This is a genomic window from Sphingomonas sp. Ant20, assembly GCF_000783375.1.
GTDB lineage: Bacteria > Pseudomonadota > Alphaproteobacteria > Sphingomonadales > Sphingomonadaceae > Sphingomonas > Sphingomonas aerolata.
In genome coordinates this window covers 1-19,974 of sequence record NZ_JRVI01000194.1, presented here as the reverse complement: position 1 = coordinate 19,974, position 19,974 = coordinate 1, and the positions used below count along the sequence as shown (strand labels likewise).

The following is a 19,974-nucleotide window of genomic DNA, read 5'->3' as shown; positions in this document are numbered from 1 at the left end:
GTCCGGTCGCCAGCGCGGCCCGCCCCTGCCAGCGATCGAGCGCCGCACCGAGCGTCAGGTCGAGCGTCGCGACGACGCTGTCCGCCCGCGAATCGCCGCACGCCAGCCGCCCCAGCCGCACCGGACCCTTCAGGATCGGTTTCGCCGCATCGATCCGCACGCGGACCGTCGCGGTAAGGCGGTCGCCCGTACAGCCGCCAACGTTCAGCCGATCGCTGACCGCAGCAAGCGAGCCCCGGAAACCGTTATCGAGCTTCCCCGTCCCGGTGAGTTTCAACCCGACCAGCCCGTAAGGCGTCTCCAGCCGCATCCGCGCATCGTCGACGGTCGCGTCGAGCGCGGGCAGCGCGAACGGCTTGCCCGAGGGTGCAGGCAGGAGGCGGTCGATCGCCCCCAGCGACAACCGTCCACCGACCAGCCGCCCGCGCAGCCGCACCCGCCCCGCGCGCACCGCCTCCAGATACGGTCCCGACAGCCCGATCCCGGTCCGCGTCTCGACCCAGTCTGCGACCAGATCGGGATCGGCCGGATCGCCGAGCACGACATTGGTCAGCCTTTGCCCGCCAAGCGCCAGATCGGCGATCTCGTAGCGCGCAGGCACCTCGGCCCGCGCGAGTTCGCGATCGATGAAGCCCGTCGCGATCTGCTTGCGGAGTACCCAGACCCCGATGAGCAGGGCGAGCAGCAGGAGTGCTACGACCAGCACGATTCGCTGAATCCGCGCGAGCCCGCCGCGACGGCGAGCCGGCGCGTGACGGCGAGGGTCGGGCCCTGTCTCGCTCGTCTCGGTCAACCGCTTACTCCGTCACGCTTTCCCGGCCTGCATAGGCGGTAGCGGGGGCGTCATGCAATTGCGGCTGGATGTGCTAGCATCCGGCCATGGCGGGGGCAGACGATATAGTCGACGAGCGCAAGGGGCACCGGGCGCGCCTGCGCAAGCGGCTGTTCGAGGGTGGCGGAGAGGCGCTGCTCGATCACGAGCTGATCGAATATCTCCTCGCCGTCGCGATTCCCCGTGCCGACACCAAGGCGCTCGCCAAGGCGCTGATGCGCGAATTCGGGGGCATTGGCGGGGTGCTGACCGCGGATCCGGCGGCGCTCGCGCGCGTCGATGGCATGGGCGAGATTTCGACCGCCGCGGTCAAGATCGCGCACGCCGCCGCGCTTCGCCTGTTGCAGGCACGCGTCGGGGAGCGGCCGGTGCTCGCCAACTGGCAGGCGCTGCTCGACTATCTGCGCGCGGACATGGCGCATCACGTCATCGAGCGGTTCCGCGTCCTGCATCTCAACACGCGCAACATGCTGATCCGCGACGAGGTGATGAGCGAGGGCTCGATCGACCAGGCCGCGGTTTATGTCCGCGAGGTGATCCGCCGCGCGATCGATCTCGGCTCGGCCTCGATCATCCTCGTCCACAATCATCCCAGCGGCGACCCCTCCCCCAGTCGCGCAGACATCGAGATCACCCGCACGATCGCGGAGGCGGGCAAGCGGCTGGGGGTCGCGGTGCACGACCACATCGTCATCGGCACTGCCGGCCATGTAAGCCTTCGCGCGCAAGGGCTGATTTAAGGAGCGCGTGACGCAAAAAAGCCGCCGGGGTCAGCCGGCGGCCTTGATGTCGCGAGGGTCCTCCCGCGCGTTTGGTTCAGCCGGCCTGGGTCAGGAACCTGGTCAGCTCGGTCTTGGTCAGCATCTTGTTCTTGTCGGCATCCGCCTGCGCAAACGCACCGTCGACCCATTTGCGCGTCTCGGGCGCGACCGCGACCGTCGTCGGGTCCGACTGCGTCTTCAGCGCGACCATCCAGGCGCCAAATTCGGACGTGCTCTGCAGATTGTCGCCATTCTTGTCATATCCCGGGAATTCCGCATCGACGACCTGTGCCACTTGCGCCCCCGTGACGGGCTGCTGCGCAGTCGCTCCCGCAGGATTGCCCTGCATCGTCGAAGATGACGGCGACTGCGGCGAAGATTCCGTCTGCGCCATGGGCTGCGCCGGTGAGTTGGGCGTGCCGCCGGTCATGGTCTGCGCGGATGTCGGCGTCGCGAGCGCGATCGCACCGATAAGTAGAGTGAATTTCAGCATGTCTTCTCTCCTGCTGCGACCTAGGTGGCGACTTTCCAGTCGCGAAGGTCGTTCGTTCGGATAGTAGGCGGTATCAATGCATGACTGCCGCACAGGGTTCCGTCGGCATCGCCCGATCCCCCGGGGTTGGGTTTGAACCTTGCCGTCCGGCCTGCTACCGCGCGACCGATCGCCGCCGTAGGTCCCGCCGGGGCGCGCGTCGCGCCTCCTCTCCCCAGCCACAGGAAATCCCGATGGTCCCCCGCTATTCCCGCCCCGACATGGTCGCGATCTGGACGCCCGAAGCGCGTTTCAAGATCTGGTTCGAAATCGAGGCGCACGCCACCGACGCGCTCGCCGAACTCGGCGTCGTGCCGAAAGAGGCCGCGGCCGCGATCTGGGAAAAGGCGCGTTCGAGGTCGACCGGATCGACGAGATCGAGCGCGAGACCAAGCATGACGTCATCGCTTTCCTGACCAACGTCGCCGAGCATGTCGGCCCCGAGGCGCGCTTCATGCATCAGGGCATGACCTCGTCCGACGTCCTCGACACCTGCCTCGCGGTCCAGCTGGCCAAGGCGAGCGATATCCTGATCGCCGACCTCGACGCGCTGCTGGTCGTGCTCGAACGCCGCGCGCGCGAGCACAAGATGACGCCGACGATCGGCCGCAGCCACGGCATCCACGCCGAACCCGTCACCTTCGGCCTCAAGATGGCGCAGGCGCATGCCGAGTTCGCGCGCAACCGCGCAAGGCTGGTGGCGGCGCGCGCCGACGTCGCGACCTGCGCGATCTCGGGCGCGGTGGGCACGTTTGCCAACATCGACCCGTTCGTCGAGGACTATGTCGCGGGCAAGCTCGGCCTGTCGGTCGAGCCCGTCTCGACCCAGGTCATCCCGCGCGATCGCCACGCGATGTTCTTCGCGACACTCGGCGTGATCGCCAGCTCGATCGAGCGGCTCGCGACCGAGATCCGCCACCTCCAGCGCACCGAAGTGCTCGAGGCGGAAGAGTATTTCTCGCCCGGCCAGAAGGGCTCCTCGGCGATGCCGCACAAGCGCAACCCGGTCCTGACCGAGAACCTGACCGGTCTCGCGCGCATGGTCCGCGGCTATGTCACGCCCGCGCTCGAGAATGTCGCGCTGTGGCATGAGCGCGACATCTCGCACTCGTCGGTGGAGCGGTACATCGGGCCCGACGCGACGATCACGCTCGACTTCGCGCTCGCGCGGCTGACCGGGGTGATGGACAAGCTGGTCGTCTATCCGGCGCGGATGGAGAAGAATCTCAACAAGATGGGCGGGCTCGTCCATTCGCAGCGCGTCCTCCTCGCGCTGACGCAGGCCGGGGTGAGCCGCGAGGACGCCTATCGCCTCGTCCAGCGCAACGCGATGAAGGTGTGGGATTCGGACGGCGCACTCTCGCTGCTCGACCTGCTCAAGGCCGATCCCGAAGTGACGCTGAGCGATGCCGAGCTCGAGGACAAGTTCGACCTTGGCTATCACCTCAAGCACGTCGACACGATCTTCGCCCGAGTGTTCGGCGCGGCCTAACGGCGGAAGTTCGACTACCCCCTCGTCATCCTGACGAAAGTCAGGATCCGGAGCCAAGCAGCGCCGCACCGCGTTACTCTGGATCCTGACTTTCGTCAGGATGACGGGCGGGGAGAGGCTGAGCCCACCAAGTGCACGCAACGCAATTACGATTTCATGTTACAAAATTGCGACAACTCGCAACTATCGCCATATCACTGATGCCGGATACTACTCCGGCATCGGAGACCTACCCATGCGCATGTTCGAAACCGTGACCAGCTCGATGCTGGCGATCGCGGCTCAAGCGCTGGTGGTCGGGGTGGTCATTTCCACCCTCTGATCCATCGGCCCGCCCGCCCCTCCAAGGAGGGGCGCGGCTAGGGTCGCAGGCTCCCGCTTTTCAGGCTGCAAAGGCAAGGCGCGGTCGATGATCGTCATCGTTGGCGCAACTAAGCGCGTCGGGTTTGCGCACGCGTATCGCACGGCGGTTTGCACCCACCGGCCGCCCACGTCGTAAAACCGACGCCAGCCGCGCCGGCAAACTCCGGATCCGCAGGCTCGACACCGCGCCGATCAACCCAATCGACACGTCCAGATACGCCGACACTTCGAACGATGCCAGCCAGATCGCGATGTCGGGCGCGCCCATCATGGCAACCCGGACCCTGTCGCCGTCATCGGCGAACATCATGACGCACGCTGCCGCAATCAGCACCAGACCGACCGCGACGTCGCCGCGCGTCAGCCGCGCCACCCGCCTGACCGGCGCCTCGACCAAAAGCATGCGGAGGAACCGAGACAGGGGGATCGTGGGCACCGCGAGCATCAGCAGCCAGCAAGCGAGAAACGTCACACCGATTGCCGCCACACTATCCCCCTGTCACGCGCGCCAAGCAGCGCGGCCTATTCCGCGGCGAAGACGCCCTTCAGCTTGGCGAAGAACCCTTGGCTGTCGGGGCATTCGTCGCCGGTCTCGGTCTCGCGGAACATTTCGAGCAGTTCCTTCTGCCGGTTCGACAAGCGGGTCGGGGTCTCGACGTCGATCTGCACGACCAGATCGCCATGACCGCGGCCCTGCAATACCGGCATGCCGGCACCGCGCTGACGCAGCTGCTTGCCCGACTGGATACCCGCCGGGATCTTCACTTCGTGCGTGCGCCCGTCGAGGCCGGGGATCGACAGCGATCCGCCGAGTGCCGCGACCGTGAAGCTGATCGGTGCGCGCGCGAACAGCGTCGTACCCTCGCGCTCGAACAGATTATGCTTGGTGACGTGGAGGAAGATATAGAGATCGCCCGCCGGTGCACCGCGCGCGCCGGCCTCGCCCTCGCCCGTCATCCGGATCCGCGTGCCTTCATCGACACCGGGCGGCACGTTGATGCTGAGCGTCTTGGTCTTCTCGACCCGGCCCTCGCCGCGGCAATCGGGGCATGGATCGGCGATCACCTGACCCGCGCCGTTGCAGACCGGGCAGGCGCGCTCAACCACAAAGAAGCCCTGCTGTGCGCGGACCTTGCCGTGACCGCCGCAATGCTGGCAGGTCTTGGCACGCGTACCGGCCTTAGCGCCCGACCCGTCGCACGTGTCGCACACGGCCGAGACGTCGACGGTGATCTCGGTCGCCTTGCCGTGGAACGCCTCTTCCAAGCTGACTTCCATGTCGTACCGCAAATCCGCGCCGCGACGTGCCGACGATCGGCCACCGCCGCCGCGCTGCGCGCCGCCCATGAATTCGCCGAAAACGCTCTCGAAAATGTCGCTGAAGCCGCCGAAATCCTGCGCGCCGCCGCCATGACCGCCGCCGCCGCCATTCTGGAACGCGGCATGGCCGAAGCGATCATAGGCCGCACGCTTCTGGGGATCCTTGAGGCAGTCATACGCCTCGCTGACCGCCTGGAACTGGGCCTCCGAATCCTTGCAACCGGCATTCTTGTCCGGGTGATATTTCATCGCGAGCTTGCGGTAGGACGACTTGATCGTCCCCGCATCCGCGGTCCGCTCGATTTCGAGCAGTTCGTAATAGTCTGTCTGGGTACTCATAACGGCCCTCTTAGCCCTCTCCCTCCGGGGAGAGGGTTGGGTGAGGGGCCGTTCCGGACGACAGCGCGCGGAACTGCCCCTCACCCCCGCCCCCTCCTCCCCCGACCGGCACCCATGAAAATATTACTTTCATGGGACCCTGGGGAGAGGGAGTTTCAGTTACGCCTTCGGGTTCTCGTCGACTTCCGAGAATTCGGCGTCGACGACGTCGTCGTCCTTCTTCGCCGCATCGCCATCAGCCGACGGCGAGGCATCCGCCTGAGCCTGCTTCTCGTAGATCGCCTGGCCGAGCTTCATCGCGACCTGGGCGAGCGCGGTGCTCTTCTCGGTCATCGCATCGGCATCGCCGCCTTCGACCGCGGCCTTGGTCGCGTCTATCGCGGCCTGGATCTCGGTCTTGAGCGCATCGTCCACCTTGTCGCCATTATCGGCAAGCTGACGCTCGGTCGTGTGGATCAGGCTCTCGGCGTTGTTCTTCGCCTCGGCGCCCGCACGACGCTTCTTGTCCTCCTCGGCGAAGGTCTCAGCATCGCGGACCATCTGGTCGATGTCGCTGTCCGAAAGACCACCCGATGCCTGGATGCGGATCTGCTGCTCCTTGCCGGTGCCCTTGTCCTTGGCCGAGACGCTGACGAGACCGTTGGCGTCGATGTCGAACGTGACCTCGATCTGCGGCACGCCGCGCGGTGCCGGCGGGATGCCGACGAGATCGAAATTGCCGAGCATCTTGTTGTCGGCCGCCATCTCGCGCTCGCCCTGGAACACGCGGATCGTCACCGCGCCCTGGTTGTCGTCCGCGGTCGAATAGGTCTGCGACTTCTTGGTCGGGATCGTCGTGTTGCGATCGATCATCCGGGTGAACACGCCACCCAGCGTCTCGATGCCCAGCGACAGCGGCGTCACGTCGAGCAGCAGCACGTCCTTGACGTCGCCCTGCAGCACGCCGGCCTGGATCGCGGCGCCCATCGCGACGACCTCGTCCGGGTTGACGCCGGTGTGCGGCTCCTTGCCGAAGAATTGCTTCACGACTTCACGGACGCGCGGCATGCGCGTCATGCCGCCGACCAGCACGACCTCGGAGATGTCGTCGGCCTTCAGACCGGCGTCAGCGAGTGCCTTCTTGCAGGGGTCGAGCGTCCGCTTGACCAGGTCCTCGACCATCCGCTCCAGATCGGCGCGCGTGATCGACTTCACCAGATGCTTCGGGCCGTTCTGGTCCGCGGTGATGAAGGGCAGGTTGACCTCGGTCGACTGCGCCGAGCTGAGCTCGATCTTCGCCTTCTCGGCCGCTTCCTTCAGACGCTGCAGCGCCAGCTTGTCCTTGGCGAGGTCGATGCCCTCCGCCTTCTTGAACTCGTCGGCGAGGAACTGGACGATCTTGTTGTCGAAATCCTCACCGCCGAGGAAGGTGTCGCCGTTGGTCGCCTTCACCTCGAACACGCCGTCGCCAATCTCGAGGATCGAGATGTCGAACGTGCCGCCGCCAAGATCATAGACCGCGATCGTCTTGCCGTCCTGCTTGTCGAGGCCGTAGGCCAGCGCCGCTGCGGTCGGCTCGTTGATGATGCGCAGCACTTCAAGGCCGGCGATCTGGCCGGCGTCCTTGGTCGCCTGGCGCTGTGCGTCGTTGAAGTATGCGGGAACGGTGATGACTGCCTGCGTGACCGTCTCGCCGAGATACGACTCAGCGGTTTCCTTCATCTTCTGCAGCGTGAACGCCGAGATCTGCGACGGCGAATAGTCCTTGCCGCCGGCCGAGACCCATGCGTCGCCGTTCGGCCCGCGCGAAATCTTGTACGGGACCAGCTCGGTGTCCTTCTTGGTGATCGGATCGTCGAAACGACGGCCGATCAGGCGCTTCACCGCAAAGATGGTATTGTCGCCGTTGGTCACTGCCTGGCGCTTGGCCGGCTGGCCGACCAGTCGCTCGCCGTCCTTGGCGAATGCGACGATCGACGGCGTGGTGCGCGCGCCTTCGGAATTCTCGATGACCTTGGGCTTGCCACCTTCCATGACGGAAACGCAGCTGTTGGTCGTGCCGAGATCGATACCGATTACTTTAGCCATGAGTTTAAATAGCCCCTCACACATCGTAAAAAAAGTCTCGGGCTCCACCCCGTTACGGCAGTGGAACCTTTCGATTGATGGGCGCGATATAGGTTGGCTCGCGCTTGCCGCAAGATTGTACGGCTCGTAGAGATCGCAAGAGGGGTATGAAGTGGCGATGATGACGATGCGTGGTATTTTTGCCGTGACGGCCCTGGTCGGGGTGGCGGCCTGTGCACAGCCGCAACAGCTGTCCGTCGAGAAGGCGTGGGTCCGGCTCGCTGCGGTCAAGGGTGGACCGGCAGCAGGCTATTTCACGATCCATGGCGGGCCGGCCGATGCGACGCTGATCAACGTCACCACCGATGTCGCGATCCGGAGCGAGATGCACGAGAGCATGTCGGCCGGCGGCGTGTCGTCGATGAAACCGATCGCGCGCGTCGAGATCCCGGCCAAGACCGATGTCGTGTTCGCGCCGGGCGGCCGTCACGTGATGCTGTTCGACGTAAATCCCGGCATCAAGCCCGGTGAACGCACCATCACCTTCACCCTCACCTTCGCCGACGGCACCAGAATCCTGCAGAACGCGGCCGTCGTCGGCGCCGGCGACACCGGAACCAAGTGAGCGTTCGCGATCGGTCGACGCGAGCGCTGACCCCGGCCGAGACGCGGCTCGCGGCGTCGGTCTTCGGCGATGCGATCGACTATGCGCCGGTGCGCCTGGCGCGCAGCAAATGGGCCTTCTTCCAGCCGCGCGACACGGTGATGGCGCCGCGCGGGTGCATCCATTTCCACCCCAAGGGCGATCTGTGGTGCGACGATTTCGCGCACGCCCATCTGACGTTGCAAGGGCTGTTCATCCACGAGATGACGCATATCTGGCAGCACCAGCGCGGTATCTTTCTCCCGCTCGTACGGCATCCGTGGTGCCGCTACGACTATGCGCTGCGTCCCGGCGTCGCGCTGCACCGCTACGGTATAGAGCAGCAGGGCGAGATCGTCCGCCACGCCTTCCTGCTGCGTGCCGGCGCGACGGTCGCAGGCGCCCCGCCGCTCGCGCAGTACGAGACGCTGCTTCCGTTCAAGCCGCAGGTGTCGGCCTAGTCCGCCACTCCCCAAACCGTCACCCCAGCGAACGCTGGGATGACGTGGGCTAGGACGATATCAGAGCCAGCTGCGCCCATCCGGTCCCGCACAGCCATAAGGCGGCAACTGCCCGAAGAACCGCTCCTGCATCTTGTGACAGCCCCAGGCGCGCAGCGGCGCGGGCGCATAGCCGTTCAGCGCGATGCCGACCTCGTCATACGGGGTCTCGCCGCGCGCGACATACATGTACCAGCGCCCGCCGAACCTGACCGCCGCCGCGACCAGCACGACACACACGACCTGAAGAATCTTCTGCATTTCCGCCCTTTTCGTGATGAAGGGCGCCCCGTTGCAGATAACATGGATTAATATCAACCACCGGAAAGCGAGCCCAGCCGGTGGCGATTCGCCACCTACAATGCGTCGAAATCGATAGCTTGTGTTCTATCAAGCGCTTGCGGCGCTTCGGGCATCGGATATTTCAGTCCGGTCGCACAATTAAAAAGTACGACGCGGTCGTCTTCGTCGACCAGACCGGTGTTCAGCGCATGGGTGTAGGCCGCGAGCGTCGCGCCGCCCTCTGGGCACAGCAGCAGCCCGTCCTGCTTCGCGGCAGCCTCGACCGCCTTGAGGATCGCGGGATCGCCGACCGCCATCGCCTGCCCGCCGCTCTCGCGGACCGCGCGCAGGATCAGGAAGTCGCCGACCGCCTTGGGGACGCGAATGCCCGCCGCGACGGTGCTCGCATCCTCCCAGCGCTCGGCATGCTCCTCACCCGCCTCGAACGCGCGGACGATCGGCGCGCAGCCGCTCGCCTGCACCGCAAACATCTTGGGTCGTTCGGAGCCGATCCAGCCAAGCTGTTCGAGCTCGTCGAACGCCTTCCACATGCCAATCAGGCCGGTGCCGCCACCGGTCGGGTAGAAGATCGCATCGGGCAGCTTCCAGCCGAACTGCGCGGCCAGTTCTAGCCCCATCGTCTTCTTGCCCTCGATCCGATAGGGCTCCTTCAGCGTCGAGAAATCAAACCAGCGCCCCTCGGCGGCGCCCTTGCCGACGATCGCACCGCAATCGTCGATCAGCCCGTTGACGCGCCAAACGCGCGCGCCCTGCATCGCAATCTCGCGGACGTTGATCTCGGGCGTGTCGTCGGGACAGAGCACGATCGTCTCGATCCCGCAACGCGTGGCGTAGGCGGCCAGCGCCGCGCCCGCATTGCCGTTGGTCGGCATCGCGATCCTGGTGACGCCAAGCTCCTTCGCCATCGCCACCGCCATGACGAGCCCGCGCGCCTTAAAGCTGCCGGTCGGCAGCCGCCCTTCGTCCTTCACGAGGACGTTGGGGCCACCGGACTTCGGGATCGGCACCAGCGGCGTCTCGATCTCGCCAAGGCTGACGATATTGGACGTCTGCCGCACGGGCAGCAGCTCGCGCCACCGCCATAGATCGGTGGGACGCGCCTCGATCGTGTCCCGCGAGATTGTCGCCCGCACCGCGTCGAGGTCGTAGCGGACGAGCAATGGCCTGCCCGCACGCGAAAGGCCATGAAGCTGGTCCGCCTCATAGCGTTCGCCGGTGATCGAACATTCGAGATGCGTGACGAACGTCTCGCGATCGGTGGTCAGATTCTCGTTCATGGCGTCATCCCGGCGAGGCAGAAAGTTGAGCGCCGCCTCCTGCCGTTCCCCCGCGAAGGCGGGGGCCCAGGGTCACAGGCGACAGCGTTTGAAACCCTGGCCTCCCGCCTTCGCGGGAGAACACCAGACCGACAGGCTCACCCCGCCTTGGCGACGCCCACCATCGCAGGCCGCAGCAGGCGATCCTTGATCATGTAGCCCGCCTGCATTTCCTGGACGATCGTCCCGGCCGGCTGGTCGCTCGGGATCTCCAGCATCGCCTGATGCTTGTTCGGGTCGAGCATCTGGCCCTCGGCCGCGATCTTCGTGATGCCGTGGCGCTGGAACACGCTCTCCAGCTCGCGACCGGTGGCCTCGAGCCCGGTGACGAGGCCCTTCATCTTGTCGTCCGCACGCAGGTCCGCCGGGATCGCCGACAGGCCGCGGGCGAGGTTGTCGGCAACCGACAGCACGTCGCGCGCGAACGCGGTGGCGGCATAGGCGCGCGCGTCCTGCGCTTCCTTCTCGGCGCGGCGGCGGACATTCTGCACCTCGGCCTGCGCATAGAGGACATTCTGCTTGGCCTCGGCGAGCTGGTTCTCCAGCTCGGCGACGCGATCGTTCGAGGCCACTTCGGGTGCGGCTTCGGCGGTCTCCTCGCGCAGGTCGGCAGGCGTGTTCTGATCGATATCGGACATTGTTTTCCCTATAAGTTGGGCCGGCTCAACCCATCAACCGGGCGAGCGTTGCAGCCGTGAAATCCACCATGGGCACGACGCGCGCATAGTTCAACCGCGTGGGGCCGATCACGCCCACCACGCCGACCACTCGCCCGTCCAATCCGCGGAACGGTCGCGCGATCACCGACGAGCCGGACAGGGCGAATAATTTGGTCTCCGCGCCGATGAAGATCCGCGTCGAATCGCCCGCCCGCGCGCTGTCGAGCAGCGATGCGACCTCCTGTTTTCCCTCAAGATCGTCGAGCAGGTCGCGGACCCGGTCGAGATCGGCGGCGGCGGCGGCATCGATCAACCGCCCCTGCCCGCGGACGATCAGCACCGGGCGGCGATCCGCATCCTCGCTCCACACCGCGATCCCGCCCTCGACCAGCATCCGCGCCGCACCGTCGAGCGCCGCCTGCCCGTCCGCCAGCTCGCGCTCGATCCGCAGCCGCGCCTCGGCCAGCGTCAACCCGCCGAGCTTCGCCGACATGTAATTGCCCGCCTCGACCAAGGTCGATGGCGACATCCCCTTGGGCAGCGCGATCACGCGGTTCTCGACCGAGCCATCCTCGCTGACCAGCACCGCGAGCGCCTGATCGGGCGACAGCGCGACGAACGCGATCTGGCGCAGCGTCATCTCGCGCTTCGGCACCATCACCAACCCCGCGCACGCCGACAGCCCCGACAATGCAAGCGTGGTGGCGGCGAGCGCCTCCTCGACCGGACCACCGACGCCGGCGCGCGCCTCGATCGTCTGGCGCTCCTCGAACGACGGCTCCATCGCCTGCATCATCCCGTCGACGAACAGCCGCAGGCCGCGATCGGTCGGCATCCGCCCCGCGCTCGTATGCGGACTGGCGAGCAGCCCCAGCCCTTCGAGCTCCCCCATCACCCCGCGAATCGAGGCGGGCGACAGGCTGAGCCCGGTCAACTGCGCGATCGTCTTCGACCCCACCGGCGTGCCGCTGGCGAGATAGCTGTCGACGACCGCACGAAAAATATCGCGCGCGCGGTCGTCAGTTCGGTGACGGGGGGCGTGGCCATGCGGCTGATCTAGGCTGGCGAGCCGGAATGCGAAAGGCTAGGCAGCGCTTATTGCCCACCACCCGTTCGTCCTGAGTAGGGACTGAGCGAAGTCGAAGCCCCGTAACGAAGGATGTGCCCCAAGCGGGCCGATCCTTCGATACGCCGCTTCGACGAGCTCAGCAGCTACTCAGGACGAACGGAAGAAGTTTAGGATTACATCATGCGCCCATCCGGCCGTGCCCCAGACCAGATGCGCAGCATCACGATCGAACCCCGCTTCACCAAGCACGCCGAAGGCTCCGTCCTGATCGGCTTCGGCGACACGAAGGTGCTCGTCACCGCCAGCATCGAGGAAAAGGTCCCGCCGTTCCTGCGCGGCAAGGGCGAAGGCTGGGTGACCGCCGAATACGGCATGCTCCCGCGCTCGACCAACACGCGCAACAACCGCGAGGCAGCCAAGGGCAAGCAGTCGGGCCGCACGCAGGAGATTCAGCGCCTGATCGGCCGTTCGCTCCGCGCCGTCACCGACCTGAAGCTGCTCGGCGAGCGCCAGATCGTTCTGGACTGCGACGTGCTTCAGGCCGACGGCGGCACGCGCACTGCCTCGATCTCGGGCGCCTGGGTCGCGCTGCGGCTCGCGATCGACGGACTGCTGGACAGCGGCAAGCTGACCGCCGACCCGCTGACGCAGAAGGTCGCCGCGATCAGCTGCGGCATCTATCAGGGCAACCCCGTGCTCGACCTCGACTATATCGAGGATTCGGGTGCGGATGCGGATGCGAATTTCGTCCTGCTCGAAAACGGCAACATCGCTGAGGCGCAGGCAACGGCCGAGGGCGCGACCTATGACGAGGAGGCGCTGCTCCGCCTGTTGCGGCTCGCCCGCATCGGCTGCGCGGACATCTTCGCGGCACAGGCCAAGGCGGTCGCCAAGTGAGCGGCGAAGGCAGCGCCCCCCAGGCGATCCGCAAGCTCCAGCCCGGCAAGCTCGTCATCGCAAGCCACAACAAGGGCAAGGTGCGCGAGATCGCCGACCTGCTCGCAGGGCGCGGGTTCGACGTCGTGTCGGCGGCGGATCTCGATCTGCCCGAGCCGGTCGAGACCGGGACGACCTTCTTCGCCAATGCCGAGCTGAAGGCACGCTCCGCCGCCGATCTGTCGGGCTATCCCGCGCTCGCCGACGACAGCGGGCTGTGCGTCGATGCGCTGGGTGGCGATCCGGGCGTGTACACCGCCGACTGGGCGGAGACGCCGACCGGTCGCGACTGGTCGATGGCGATGCAGAAGGTCGAGGACGCGCTCGCCGCCAAGGGTCCCGACGCGACCCGCGGCGCGCATTTCGTCAGCGTGCTCGCGCTCGCCTGGCCCGACGGGCATGTCGAATGGTTCGAAGGCCGCGCCGAGGGCACGCTGGTCTGGCCGCCGCGCGGCAAGGTCGGCTTCGGCTATGACCCGATGTTCGTGCCGCTGGGCCATGACCAGACCTATGCGGAGCTGCCGCACGAGACGAAGAACGCGATCAGCCACAGGAACGTCGCGTTCGAACTGCTGAAGGCCGCCGTGTTCTGAAACGCCGCCGGACCGTCACCCCCGGTGACGGTCCGGCGATCTCGGGTGCCTAGTAGCTACGCTCGCCCACCACATTGCCCGGCGGCGAATAGCGGCACACCAGATAATCGTCGCGTTCGTTGCTCGCCATCGCGCATCCGACCGCGGTCGAATTGCGCCAGACGATCTGCGTGTAGTGCGCGACATCCTCATATTTGCCGGTCCGGCTGAACGCGGGCGTCACGCCGTTGACGAAATCCTTCCGTTCGGCGACCCAGTGGCCGATCATCTCGGGATAGGCATAGGCATAGCGCGTGCCGGTCCACAGATTCTCGCCCTCGCGGCCCGGCCCCTGAACCTGATGCGCATGCGCAAATTTGCGCGTATTGGCCATTTCCTCGGCATAGGCGCGCGCGGTGGTCGCGAGCGTATCGCTCCACACCAGCGGCGGGACACCCACGGCCGCCCGCGCGGTATTGTGCCCGTCCATCATCGCCGCCTTGAGTAGCGCAGGCCCGCGCGGTGCCGGCGCCTGCGTCTCGCGCCGCTCCACGACGCGTTCTGGCCCCTGCGCGCAAGCGCCGGCGAACAACGCCGCCGCAACTGCCAGACCCAACCGAACCGTCATTGCGCTTCCTTCTGTCGCTCCGTGCGACCATATGCGCGAGATAATGCCCCCGATCGAAACGCCAAGCCCCGCCCCGCCGCCTTCGGGGGACCTCGCGCTCTACGTCCATTGGCCGTTCTGCGTGTCGAAATGCCCCTATTGCGACTTCAACAGCCATGTCCGCGAGGGCGTCGATCAGGCGGCATGGCGCGCGGCGCTGCTCACCGACCTCGCGCACGAAGCGTCGGTGCTGCCGGGACGCAAGCTCCAGTCGATCTTCTTCGGCGGCGGCACGCCCTCGCTGATGCCACCCGCAACGGTCGCCGCGATCCTCGACGCCGCCGAACGCGCCTGGGGATTTGCCGAGGGGATCGAGATCACGCTCGAGGCCAACCCCTCCTCGGTCGAGGCCGCGCGCTTTGCCGACCTCGCGAGCGCAGGCGTCAACCGCGTGTCGCTGGGATTGCAGTCGCTCGACGATCAGGCGCTGAAATTCCTCGGCCGCGCGCATGACGTGAACGAGGGGCAGGCCGCGCTGGCAACCGCGCAGAGCGTCTTTCCGCGCGTGAGTTTCGACCTGATCTATGCGCTCCCCGGCCAGCGTCTTACCGACTGGCGCGCCGAACTCGCGCGCGCGCTGAGCTTCGGGACCGAGCATCTGTCGCTCTATCAGCTGACGATCGAGCCCGGCACGCGGTTCGCGACGGAGGCGCTGGCAGGCCGCATCGTCATTCCCGACGGCGACAGCGCGGCGGACCTGTTCGAGGCGACACGCGCCGACACCAAAGCCGCCGGGCTCCCCGCCTATGAAACCTCGAACCACGCGCGGCCGGGGTCGGAGAGCCGCCACAATCTCGCCTATTGGCGCTACCAGGATTATGCCGGGATCGGCCCAGGGGCGCATGGTCGCCGCGACGGCCTGGCGACAGTGCGCCGCAAGAAGCCCGAAAACTGGCTCGCGGCGATCGAGCGCAACGGCCACGGGATGGAGGTCGAGGAGCCCCTCACCCCCTCGCGCGCGCGACCGAGGCGCTGCTGATGGGGCTGCGCCTGGCCGAGGGAGTCGATCTCGACCGGATCACGCAGCTCAACGCCGGCGTGGTGCCGGTGGATCTCGCCGCCGTCGCACGGCTCGAGGATCTCGGCCTCGTCGCCCGCTCACCGGGCCGGCTGCGCGTCACCGAAGCGGGGGCGCTGCTGCTCGACGCGATCCTGCCCGAGATCGTGACGGCGTAACCCTGCCGGCCTCCCCGCGCAGGCGGGAAGGCCGGTAAGGCGCTGGCTTATTTCCCGAAGCCGGTCGGCGCCGGCGACACCACGCTCGTCGTGCCGCCGCGGATTTCCTTCACCTCCAGCGCGCGCTCGGCGACATTGTCGCGGCCGAAGCGAAACGCACCGTCGATGCCCGAAAAGCCGTCGCCATCGCGCAGCCGCGACACGGGGAACGCCGTCCCCGGCTTCCAGTCTCGCGCGATCCGCACCGTCAGCAGCACCGAATCATAGCCGAGGCTCGACAGGCGGTACGGTCCGCTGCCGAAGCGTGCGCGGTATTTGGCGGCATATTGCCGGTACAACGTATCCGACACGCTCGCATACCAGGCGCCGTTCAACGCCGGCTTGGCGGCGACGCTCGATTCGGAATTCCACAGCTCGGTGCCGAGGATCCGGGTCGATGCGCCCGCGCCGCGCTTCACCAGCGCCGCCGCCGACGCCGCGGTCGAACCGCTGTCGGCGATCAGCACGGCATCATAGGGTGCCTTTGCGGCGAGCCGCGTGACCGCGCCCGACACGCCACCGGCCGTCCGGCCATAGGTCTGGAGCGACACGACCTGGCCGCCCGCCCCCTCGACCGCGCGGAGGAATGCAGTCGAGGCGCGCTCGCCATACAGTCCGTTCGGGACCAGCCCGGCAAAGTTCGACACGCCGCGCTCGCGCGCGAAATCGACGACGCGCGAAATCGACTGGGTCGGCACATAGCCCATCAGATAGGCGCCGTTGCCGGCCACCCCGAGATCGTTCGAGAAGCTCAGCACCGGCACGCCCGCCGCGCGCGCGATCGGCGCGACCGTGCGCACGTCCTCGGACAACAGCGGCCCCAGGATCAGCTGCGCACCCTCTGCGATCGCGCGCTGGGCCGCAGCCGCGGCACCCGTCGCGGTATCGTAATTGGTGATCCGCACGCGCTGGTTCTGCGTGTCGAGCAGCGCCATCATCGTCGCATTGGCGATCGACGTGCCGACCCCCGCATTGCTTCCCGACAGCGGCACGAGCAGCGCGACGCGGTTGCGCTCGGCATCGCGCGGGATGCCGGTCTCGACCCCGATCGTGGGCGTGTCGGCAGGACGGGTGGTCGGGCGCTGCTGCGACGGCTCGACGGGACCGCGCGGGACGATCGTCTGGCACGCGCCCAGCAGGCAGGCCATCGTGAGTGCCGCCGAGCGCCCAAACGCGCGCATCCGGTGCCGGGCCGATTGCCCTATCGTCGCTGCGTCTGCCATGACAATCCCCATGAACCCTGAAACTCCACTGAACCCCGGCCTTTACATCGTCGCGACGCCGATCGGCAATCTCGGTGATCTGTCGCCGCGTGCCGCCGATATCCTCGCGCGTGCCGACGTCGTCGCGGTCGAGGACAGCCGCGTCACCGCCGGTCTGCTCCGCCATGTCGGGACCAAGACGCCGATGGTCCCCTATCATGATCACAGCGCCGAGGGCGTCCGCCCCGCGCTGATCGCGCGGATGGCGACCGAGGCGGTGGCGCTGGTGTCCGACGCGGGCACGCCGCTGATTTCCGATCCCGGATTCAAGCTGGTGCGCGACGCGCGCGCGGCGGGGCATCTCGTGGTGACGATCCCCGGCCCCTGCGCCGCGGTCGCCGCGCTCACGCTGGCGGGCCTGCCGACCGATCGCTTCCTGTTCGTCGGCTTCCTGCCGTCCAAGGCGCATGCCCGGTCGGAGGCGATCGCCGAGATCGCGACGATCCGCGCGACGCTGGTGCTCTACGAATCGGGTCCGCGTCTCGGTGCCAGCCTTGCCGCGCTCGCCGAAGGACTCGGCGACCGTGAGGCGGCGGTCACACGTGAGATCACCAAGCGGTTCGAGGAGGCGGTGACCGGCACGCTGACGAACCTCGCCACTCGCTACGCCGACGCCCCGCCGCGTGGCGAGATCGTCATCGTCATCGCCCCCCCCGGCGACGCCCCCCCGGCCAGCGCGGCGGATGCCGACACGGCGCTGGCCGATGCCCTCACCCGCCTCTCCACCGGCCAGGCCGCGAGCGAGGTTGCGAAGGTACTCGGGCTCGACCGCAAGACGCTCTACGCCCGCGCGCTCGAATTGAAGGCGAAGGGGTGACCCTCCCCGCCCCGCGCCCCTCCCGCAGGCGGACGGCGAGCACCGCCGATCGACAGGTCGCGGAAGCTGCGGGGCGGCGCGGGGAGCGGCTGGCCGGCTGGTGGCTGCGACTAAAGGGCTGGAGCATCCTCGACCGCCGCGTGCGGACGCCTGCGGGCGAGGTCGACATCGTCGCGCGCAAGGGGACGCTGGTCGCGTTCGTCGAGGTGAAGACGCGCGCGACCGCCGCCGAACTCGACTTCGCGATCGACGAGCGGCGGCTCGCGCGGGTCGCCGCGGCGGCAGAGTTTTTGATGCCGCGCTATGCCGGGCCCGGCGACGACATCCGCGTCGACGTCATCCTGCTCGCGCCCGGCACGCGCCCCCGCCATATCGAGAATGCATGGATCGGCTGAGCGGGTCGGGTGACTTGCGGCCCGCGCGCACCTACATGCGCTCGACCGCATAGAAGGAAGACGCATGAGCCTCACCGTCGCCGTCCAGATGGACCCGCTCGACAGCATCAATATCGCGGGCGATTCGACCTTCGCGCTGATGCTCTCCGCACAAAAGCGCGGGCACCGGCTGTTCCATTATGCCGCGGAGGATCTCAACTACCGCGACGGCCGGGTCTGGGCGAAGGCGCACCCCGTCACCGTGCAGCGCGTGACCGGCGATCATTTCAGCGTCGGCGAGCCGGTAAACCTCGATCTCGGCGACGAGGCCGACGTCGTGCTCATGCGGCAGGACCCGCCCTTCGATCTCGGCTACATCACCGCGACGCATCTGCTCGAGCGGATCGCCGGCAAGACGCTGGTCGTCAACGACCCGGCACAGGTCCGCAACGCACCCGAAAAGGTGTTCGTGCTCGACTATCCGCAGTTCATGCCGCCGACGCTCGTCACGCGCAGCCTCGACGAGGCGCGCGCTTCCTGGCCGAGCACGGCGCGATCGTGATCAAGCCGCTGCACGGCAATGGCGGCAAGGCGATCTTCAAGGTCGAATCGGACGGTGCCAACCTGTCCGCGCTGATCGAGGTGTTCAACATGACGTGGCGCGAGCCGCACATGGTCCAGGCGTTCCTTCCCGACGTGGCCAAGGGCGACAAGCGCATCGTGCTGGTCGACGGCGAAGTCGCCGGCGCGATCAACCGCCTGCCGGGCGAGGGCGAGATCCGCTCCAACCTCGCGGTCGGCGGCTCGGCGGAAAAGACCGAGCTGACCCCGACCGAGCGCGAGATCTGCGCGGTCCTCGGGCCTGAACTCAGGAAGCGCGGGCTGCTGTTCGTCGGCATCGACGTGATCGGCGGCAAGTGGCTGACCGAGATCAACGTGACCTCGCCCACCGGCATCGTCGCGATCGAACGATTCGACGGCACTGACGTCTCCGCGATGATCTGGGACGCGATCGAGGCGAAGGTCGCGGCGCGGTAGGAAAACCACCATCCCGGTTCAGGCCGGGATGGTGCGACCGCGCTGTCGAGGGAACACATGCGGCCTCCCGGAAGTATCGGTTAGCCATGACCGAATTTATCATCAACCTGATCGCCTGGGGCGGCTATTTCGGCATCTTTTTGCTGATGGCGCTCGAGAATATCGTCCCGCCCGTGCCGTCCGAGGTGATCATGGGGCTCGGCGGCATTGCCGTCGCGCGCGGCCATATGGCGGTCGTGCCGCTGATCGTCGCGGGTACGATCGGGTCGGTCGCGGGCAATTACTTCTGGTATTATATCGGCCGGAACATCGGCTACGAGCGCTTCCGTCCGTTCGTCGAGCGGCATGGCCGCTGGCTGACGATCGAATGGTCGGATATCGAGAAGGTCCACCGGTTCTTCGTGAAGCGCGGCGGCTGGGTGATCTTCGTCTTCCGCTTCATGCCGACCTTCCGGACGATCATCTCGCTCCCGGCCGGCATGACGTACATGCCGTTGTGGAAGTTCGTGATCTGGACCGCTGCGGGCAGCGCGATCTGGAACACCGTGCTCGCCTATGCCGGCATCCTGCTCGGCTCGCGCTTCCAGCAGCTCGACCGCTATATCGGCCCGGTGTCGGTCGCGACGTTCGTCATCATCGCACTCGCCTATGGCTGGCGCGTGCTGACATGGAAGCCGAAAGGCTGACCCTGCGCTACGCCCGCGGATGCGCGTTGCGGTACACGTCCATCAGATGCGCCGCATCGACCTGCGTATAGATCTGCGTCGAGCTGAGGCTCGCATGGCCGAGCAGCTCCTGCAACGCGCGCAGGTCCGCCCCGCGTCCCAGCAGATGCGTCGCAAAACTGTGGCGCAGCGCGTGCGGGGTCGTCCGCTCGCCAAGCCCGAGCCGCTCGCGGGCCCCGCGGACCGCGCGGCG

The 19,974-nt window shown here is 67.1% G+C and carries 19 protein-coding genes and 5 pseudogenes; 12 read left to right on the top strand and 12 right to left on the bottom strand.

From position 1 onward, the window contains the following. A pseudogene (locus tag NI18_RS17875) lies at positions 1–793 on the bottom strand (hypothetical protein); the annotation flags it as partial. Positions 794–879: 86 nt separating this feature from the next. Between NI18_RS17875 and radC the strand changes: the two are divergent. Further along, a complete protein-coding gene (radC, locus tag NI18_RS17870) occupies positions 880–1,572 on the top strand; it encodes a DNA repair protein RadC (RefSeq protein ID WP_031441495.1) in 693 nt (230 codons plus the stop codon). A gap of 76 nt (positions 1,573–1,648) precedes the next feature. Here the strand turns inward: radC and NI18_RS17865 are convergent, their stop codons facing one another. After that, entirely contained in the window at positions 1,649–2,086 is a 438-nt protein-coding gene (locus tag NI18_RS17865; protein ID WP_037531909.1) for a hypothetical protein, read from the bottom strand. 233 nt (positions 2,087–2,319) lie between these two features. Here NI18_RS17865 and purB point away from each other — a divergent pair. Both purB and NI18_RS25890 read left to right on the top strand, forming a co-directional pair. Continuing rightward, positions 2,320–3,617, top strand: a pseudogene (purB, locus tag NI18_RS17860) (adenylosuccinate lyase). Positions 3,618–3,717: 100 nt separating this feature from the next. Beyond that, positions 3,718–3,939 carry a hypothetical protein gene (locus tag NI18_RS25890; protein WP_128082303.1) on the top strand — a complete coding sequence of 74 codons (222 nt, stop codon included), beginning with the start codon at positions 3,718–3,720 and terminating at the stop codon, positions 3,937–3,939. A 60-nt stretch (positions 3,940–3,999) separates the two neighbouring features. Here the strand turns inward: NI18_RS25890 and NI18_RS17855 are convergent, their stop codons facing one another. From NI18_RS17855 to dnaK, 3 genes are all read right to left on the bottom strand, one after another. Next, entirely contained in the window at positions 4,000–4,377 is a 378-nt protein-coding gene (locus tag NI18_RS17855) for a hypothetical protein (protein WP_128082302.1), read from the bottom strand. A gap of 125 nt (positions 4,378–4,502) precedes the next feature. Further along, on the bottom strand, positions 4,503–5,639 hold the full coding sequence (dnaJ, locus tag NI18_RS17850; protein ID WP_037531905.1) for a molecular chaperone DnaJ: 1,137 nt from the start codon (positions 5,637–5,639) through the stop codon (positions 4,503–4,505). A gap of 159 nt (positions 5,640–5,798) precedes the next feature. Continuing rightward, positions 5,799–7,706: a molecular chaperone DnaK gene (gene dnaK, locus NI18_RS17845; protein WP_031441499.1), complete on the bottom strand. Its 1,908-nt coding sequence runs from the start codon at positions 7,704–7,706 to the stop codon at positions 5,799–5,801. A 157-nt stretch (positions 7,707–7,863) separates the two neighbouring features. On the opposite strand from dnaK, the gene NI18_RS17840 reads away from it, so the two are divergent. After that, entirely contained in the window at positions 7,864–8,310 is a 447-nt protein-coding gene (locus tag NI18_RS17840) for a copper chaperone PCu(A)C (protein WP_031441500.1), read from the top strand. Continuing rightward, on the top strand, positions 8,307–8,789 hold the full coding sequence (locus NI18_RS17835; protein ID WP_037531902.1) for a hypothetical protein: 483 nt from the start codon (positions 8,307–8,309) through the stop codon (positions 8,787–8,789). Before NI18_RS17840 ends, NI18_RS17835 begins: the two co-directional genes overlap by 4 nt. 60 nt (positions 8,790–8,849) lie before the next feature. Here NI18_RS17835 and NI18_RS17830 read toward each other — a convergent pair whose 3' ends face one another. From NI18_RS17830 to hrcA, 4 genes and pseudogenes are all read right to left on the bottom strand, one after another. Then, positions 8,850–9,089, bottom strand: a complete 240-nt coding sequence (locus tag NI18_RS17830; RefSeq protein WP_037531900.1) for a hypothetical protein — start codon at positions 9,087–9,089, stop codon at positions 8,850–8,852. 95 nt (positions 9,090–9,184) lie between these two features. Continuing rightward, positions 9,185–10,408: a threonine synthase gene (locus tag NI18_RS17825; RefSeq protein ID WP_037531898.1), complete on the bottom strand. Its 1,224-nt coding sequence runs from the start codon at positions 10,406–10,408 to the stop codon at positions 9,185–9,187. A gap of 137 nt (positions 10,409–10,545) precedes the next feature. Further along, a complete protein-coding gene (gene grpE / locus NI18_RS17820) occupies positions 10,546–11,085 on the bottom strand; it encodes a nucleotide exchange factor GrpE (protein ID WP_031394645.1) in 540 nt (179 codons plus the stop codon). A 25-nt stretch (positions 11,086–11,110) separates the two neighbouring features. Next, positions 11,111–12,153: pseudogene (hrcA, locus tag NI18_RS17815) on the bottom strand (heat-inducible transcriptional repressor HrcA). Between the two features lie 202 nt (positions 12,154–12,355). Between hrcA and rph the strand changes: the two are divergent. After that, positions 12,356–13,072, top strand: coding sequence for a ribonuclease PH (rph, locus tag NI18_RS17810; protein ID WP_031441505.1), 717 nt, complete (start codon positions 12,356–12,358; stop codon positions 13,070–13,072). Continuing rightward, complete coding sequence (gene rdgB, locus NI18_RS17805; RefSeq protein WP_037531894.1) at positions 13,069–13,704, top strand: RdgB/HAM1 family non-canonical purine NTP pyrophosphatase; 636 nt, start codon at positions 13,069–13,071, stop codon at positions 13,702–13,704. Before rph ends, rdgB begins: the two co-directional genes overlap by 4 nt. A gap of 49 nt (positions 13,705–13,753) precedes the next feature. Here the strand turns inward: rdgB and NI18_RS17800 are convergent, their stop codons facing one another. Further along, positions 13,754–14,311: a CAP domain-containing protein gene (locus tag NI18_RS17800; RefSeq protein ID WP_037531893.1), complete on the bottom strand. Its 558-nt coding sequence runs from the start codon at positions 14,309–14,311 to the stop codon at positions 13,754–13,756. A gap of 43 nt (positions 14,312–14,354) precedes the next feature. Here NI18_RS17800 and hemW point away from each other — a divergent pair. Beyond that, positions 14,355–15,526, top strand: a pseudogene (gene hemW / locus NI18_RS17795) (radical SAM family heme chaperone HemW). Positions 15,527–15,573: 47 nt separating this feature from the next. Here the strand turns inward: hemW and NI18_RS17790 are convergent. Then, positions 15,574–16,788, bottom strand: a complete 1,215-nt coding sequence (locus tag NI18_RS17790) for a penicillin-binding protein activator (protein ID WP_037531892.1) — start codon at positions 16,786–16,788, stop codon at positions 15,574–15,576. 10 nt (positions 16,789–16,798) lie between these two features. Between NI18_RS17790 and rsmI the strand changes: the two genes are divergently transcribed. The 4 genes and pseudogenes from rsmI to NI18_RS17770 all read left to right on the top strand — a co-directional run bounded on the left by rsmI (position 16,799) and on the right by NI18_RS17770 (position 19,742). After that, a complete protein-coding gene (gene rsmI, locus NI18_RS17785; protein WP_249403157.1) occupies positions 16,799–17,644 on the top strand; it encodes a 16S rRNA (cytidine(1402)-2'-O)-methyltransferase in 846 nt (281 codons plus the stop codon). Next, positions 17,641–18,039, top strand: coding sequence for a YraN family protein (locus tag NI18_RS17780; RefSeq protein WP_052149316.1), 399 nt, complete (start codon positions 17,641–17,643; stop codon positions 18,037–18,039). Before rsmI ends, NI18_RS17780 begins: the two co-directional genes overlap by 4 nt. 64 nt (positions 18,040–18,103) lie before the next feature. Beyond that, positions 18,104–19,056 (top strand): annotated as a pseudogene (gene gshB, locus NI18_RS17775) (glutathione synthase). Between the two features lie 86 nt (positions 19,057–19,142). Next, positions 19,143–19,742, top strand: coding sequence for a DedA family protein (locus tag NI18_RS17770; RefSeq protein ID WP_037531890.1), 600 nt, complete (start codon positions 19,143–19,145; stop codon positions 19,740–19,742). Between the two features lie 7 nt (positions 19,743–19,749). On the opposite strand, the gene NI18_RS17765 is transcribed toward NI18_RS17770, so the two are convergent. Next, positions 19,750–19,974: tyrosine-type recombinase/integrase (locus tag NI18_RS17765; RefSeq protein ID WP_037531889.1), on the bottom strand; the 225-nt coding region annotated here is incomplete at its 5' end.

Excerpts from the sequence above, each read along its gene's own strand:
- dnaJ (WP_037531905.1), bottom strand. The coding sequence starts at position 5,639 with ATGAGTACCCAGACAGACTATTACGAACTGCTCGAAATCGAGCGGACC.
- NI18_RS17830 (WP_037531900.1), bottom strand. The coding sequence starts at position 9,089 with ATGCAGAAGATTCTTCAGGTCGTGTGTGTCGTGCTGGTCGCGGCGGCG.
- NI18_RS25890 (WP_128082303.1), top strand. The coding sequence starts at position 3,718 with ATGACGGGCGGGGAGAGGCTGAGCCCACCAAGTGCACGCAACGCAATT.
- NI18_RS17865 (WP_037531909.1), bottom strand. The coding sequence starts at position 2,086 with ATGCTGAAATTCACTCTACTTATCGGTGCGATCGCGCTCGCGACGCCG.
- NI18_RS17770 (WP_037531890.1), top strand. The coding sequence starts at position 19,143 with ATGACCGAATTTATCATCAACCTGATCGCCTGGGGCGGCTATTTCGGC.
- grpE (WP_031394645.1), bottom strand. The coding sequence starts at position 11,085 with ATGTCCGATATCGATCAGAACACGCCTGCCGACCTGCGCGAGGAGACC.
- NI18_RS17825 (WP_037531898.1), bottom strand. The coding sequence starts at position 10,408 with ATGAACGAGAATCTGACCACCGATCGCGAGACGTTCGTCACGCATCTC.
- dnaK (WP_031441499.1), bottom strand. The coding sequence starts at position 7,706 with ATGGCTAAAGTAATCGGTATCGATCTCGGCACGACCAACAGCTGCGTT.
- radC (WP_031441495.1), top strand. The coding sequence starts at position 880 with ATGGCGGGGGCAGACGATATAGTCGACGAGCGCAAGGGGCACCGGGCG.
- NI18_RS17790 (WP_037531892.1), bottom strand. The coding sequence starts at position 16,788 with ATGGCAGACGCAGCGACGATAGGGCAATCGGCCCGGCACCGGATGCGC.
- rsmI (WP_249403157.1), top strand. The coding sequence starts at position 16,799 with ATGAACCCTGAAACTCCACTGAACCCCGGCCTTTACATCGTCGCGACG.
- NI18_RS17840 (WP_031441500.1), top strand. The coding sequence starts at position 7,864 with ATGATGACGATGCGTGGTATTTTTGCCGTGACGGCCCTGGTCGGGGTG.
- NI18_RS17800 (WP_037531893.1), bottom strand. The coding sequence starts at position 14,311 with ATGACGGTTCGGTTGGGTCTGGCAGTTGCGGCGGCGTTGTTCGCCGGC.
- rph (WP_031441505.1), top strand. The coding sequence starts at position 12,356 with ATGCGCCCATCCGGCCGTGCCCCAGACCAGATGCGCAGCATCACGATC.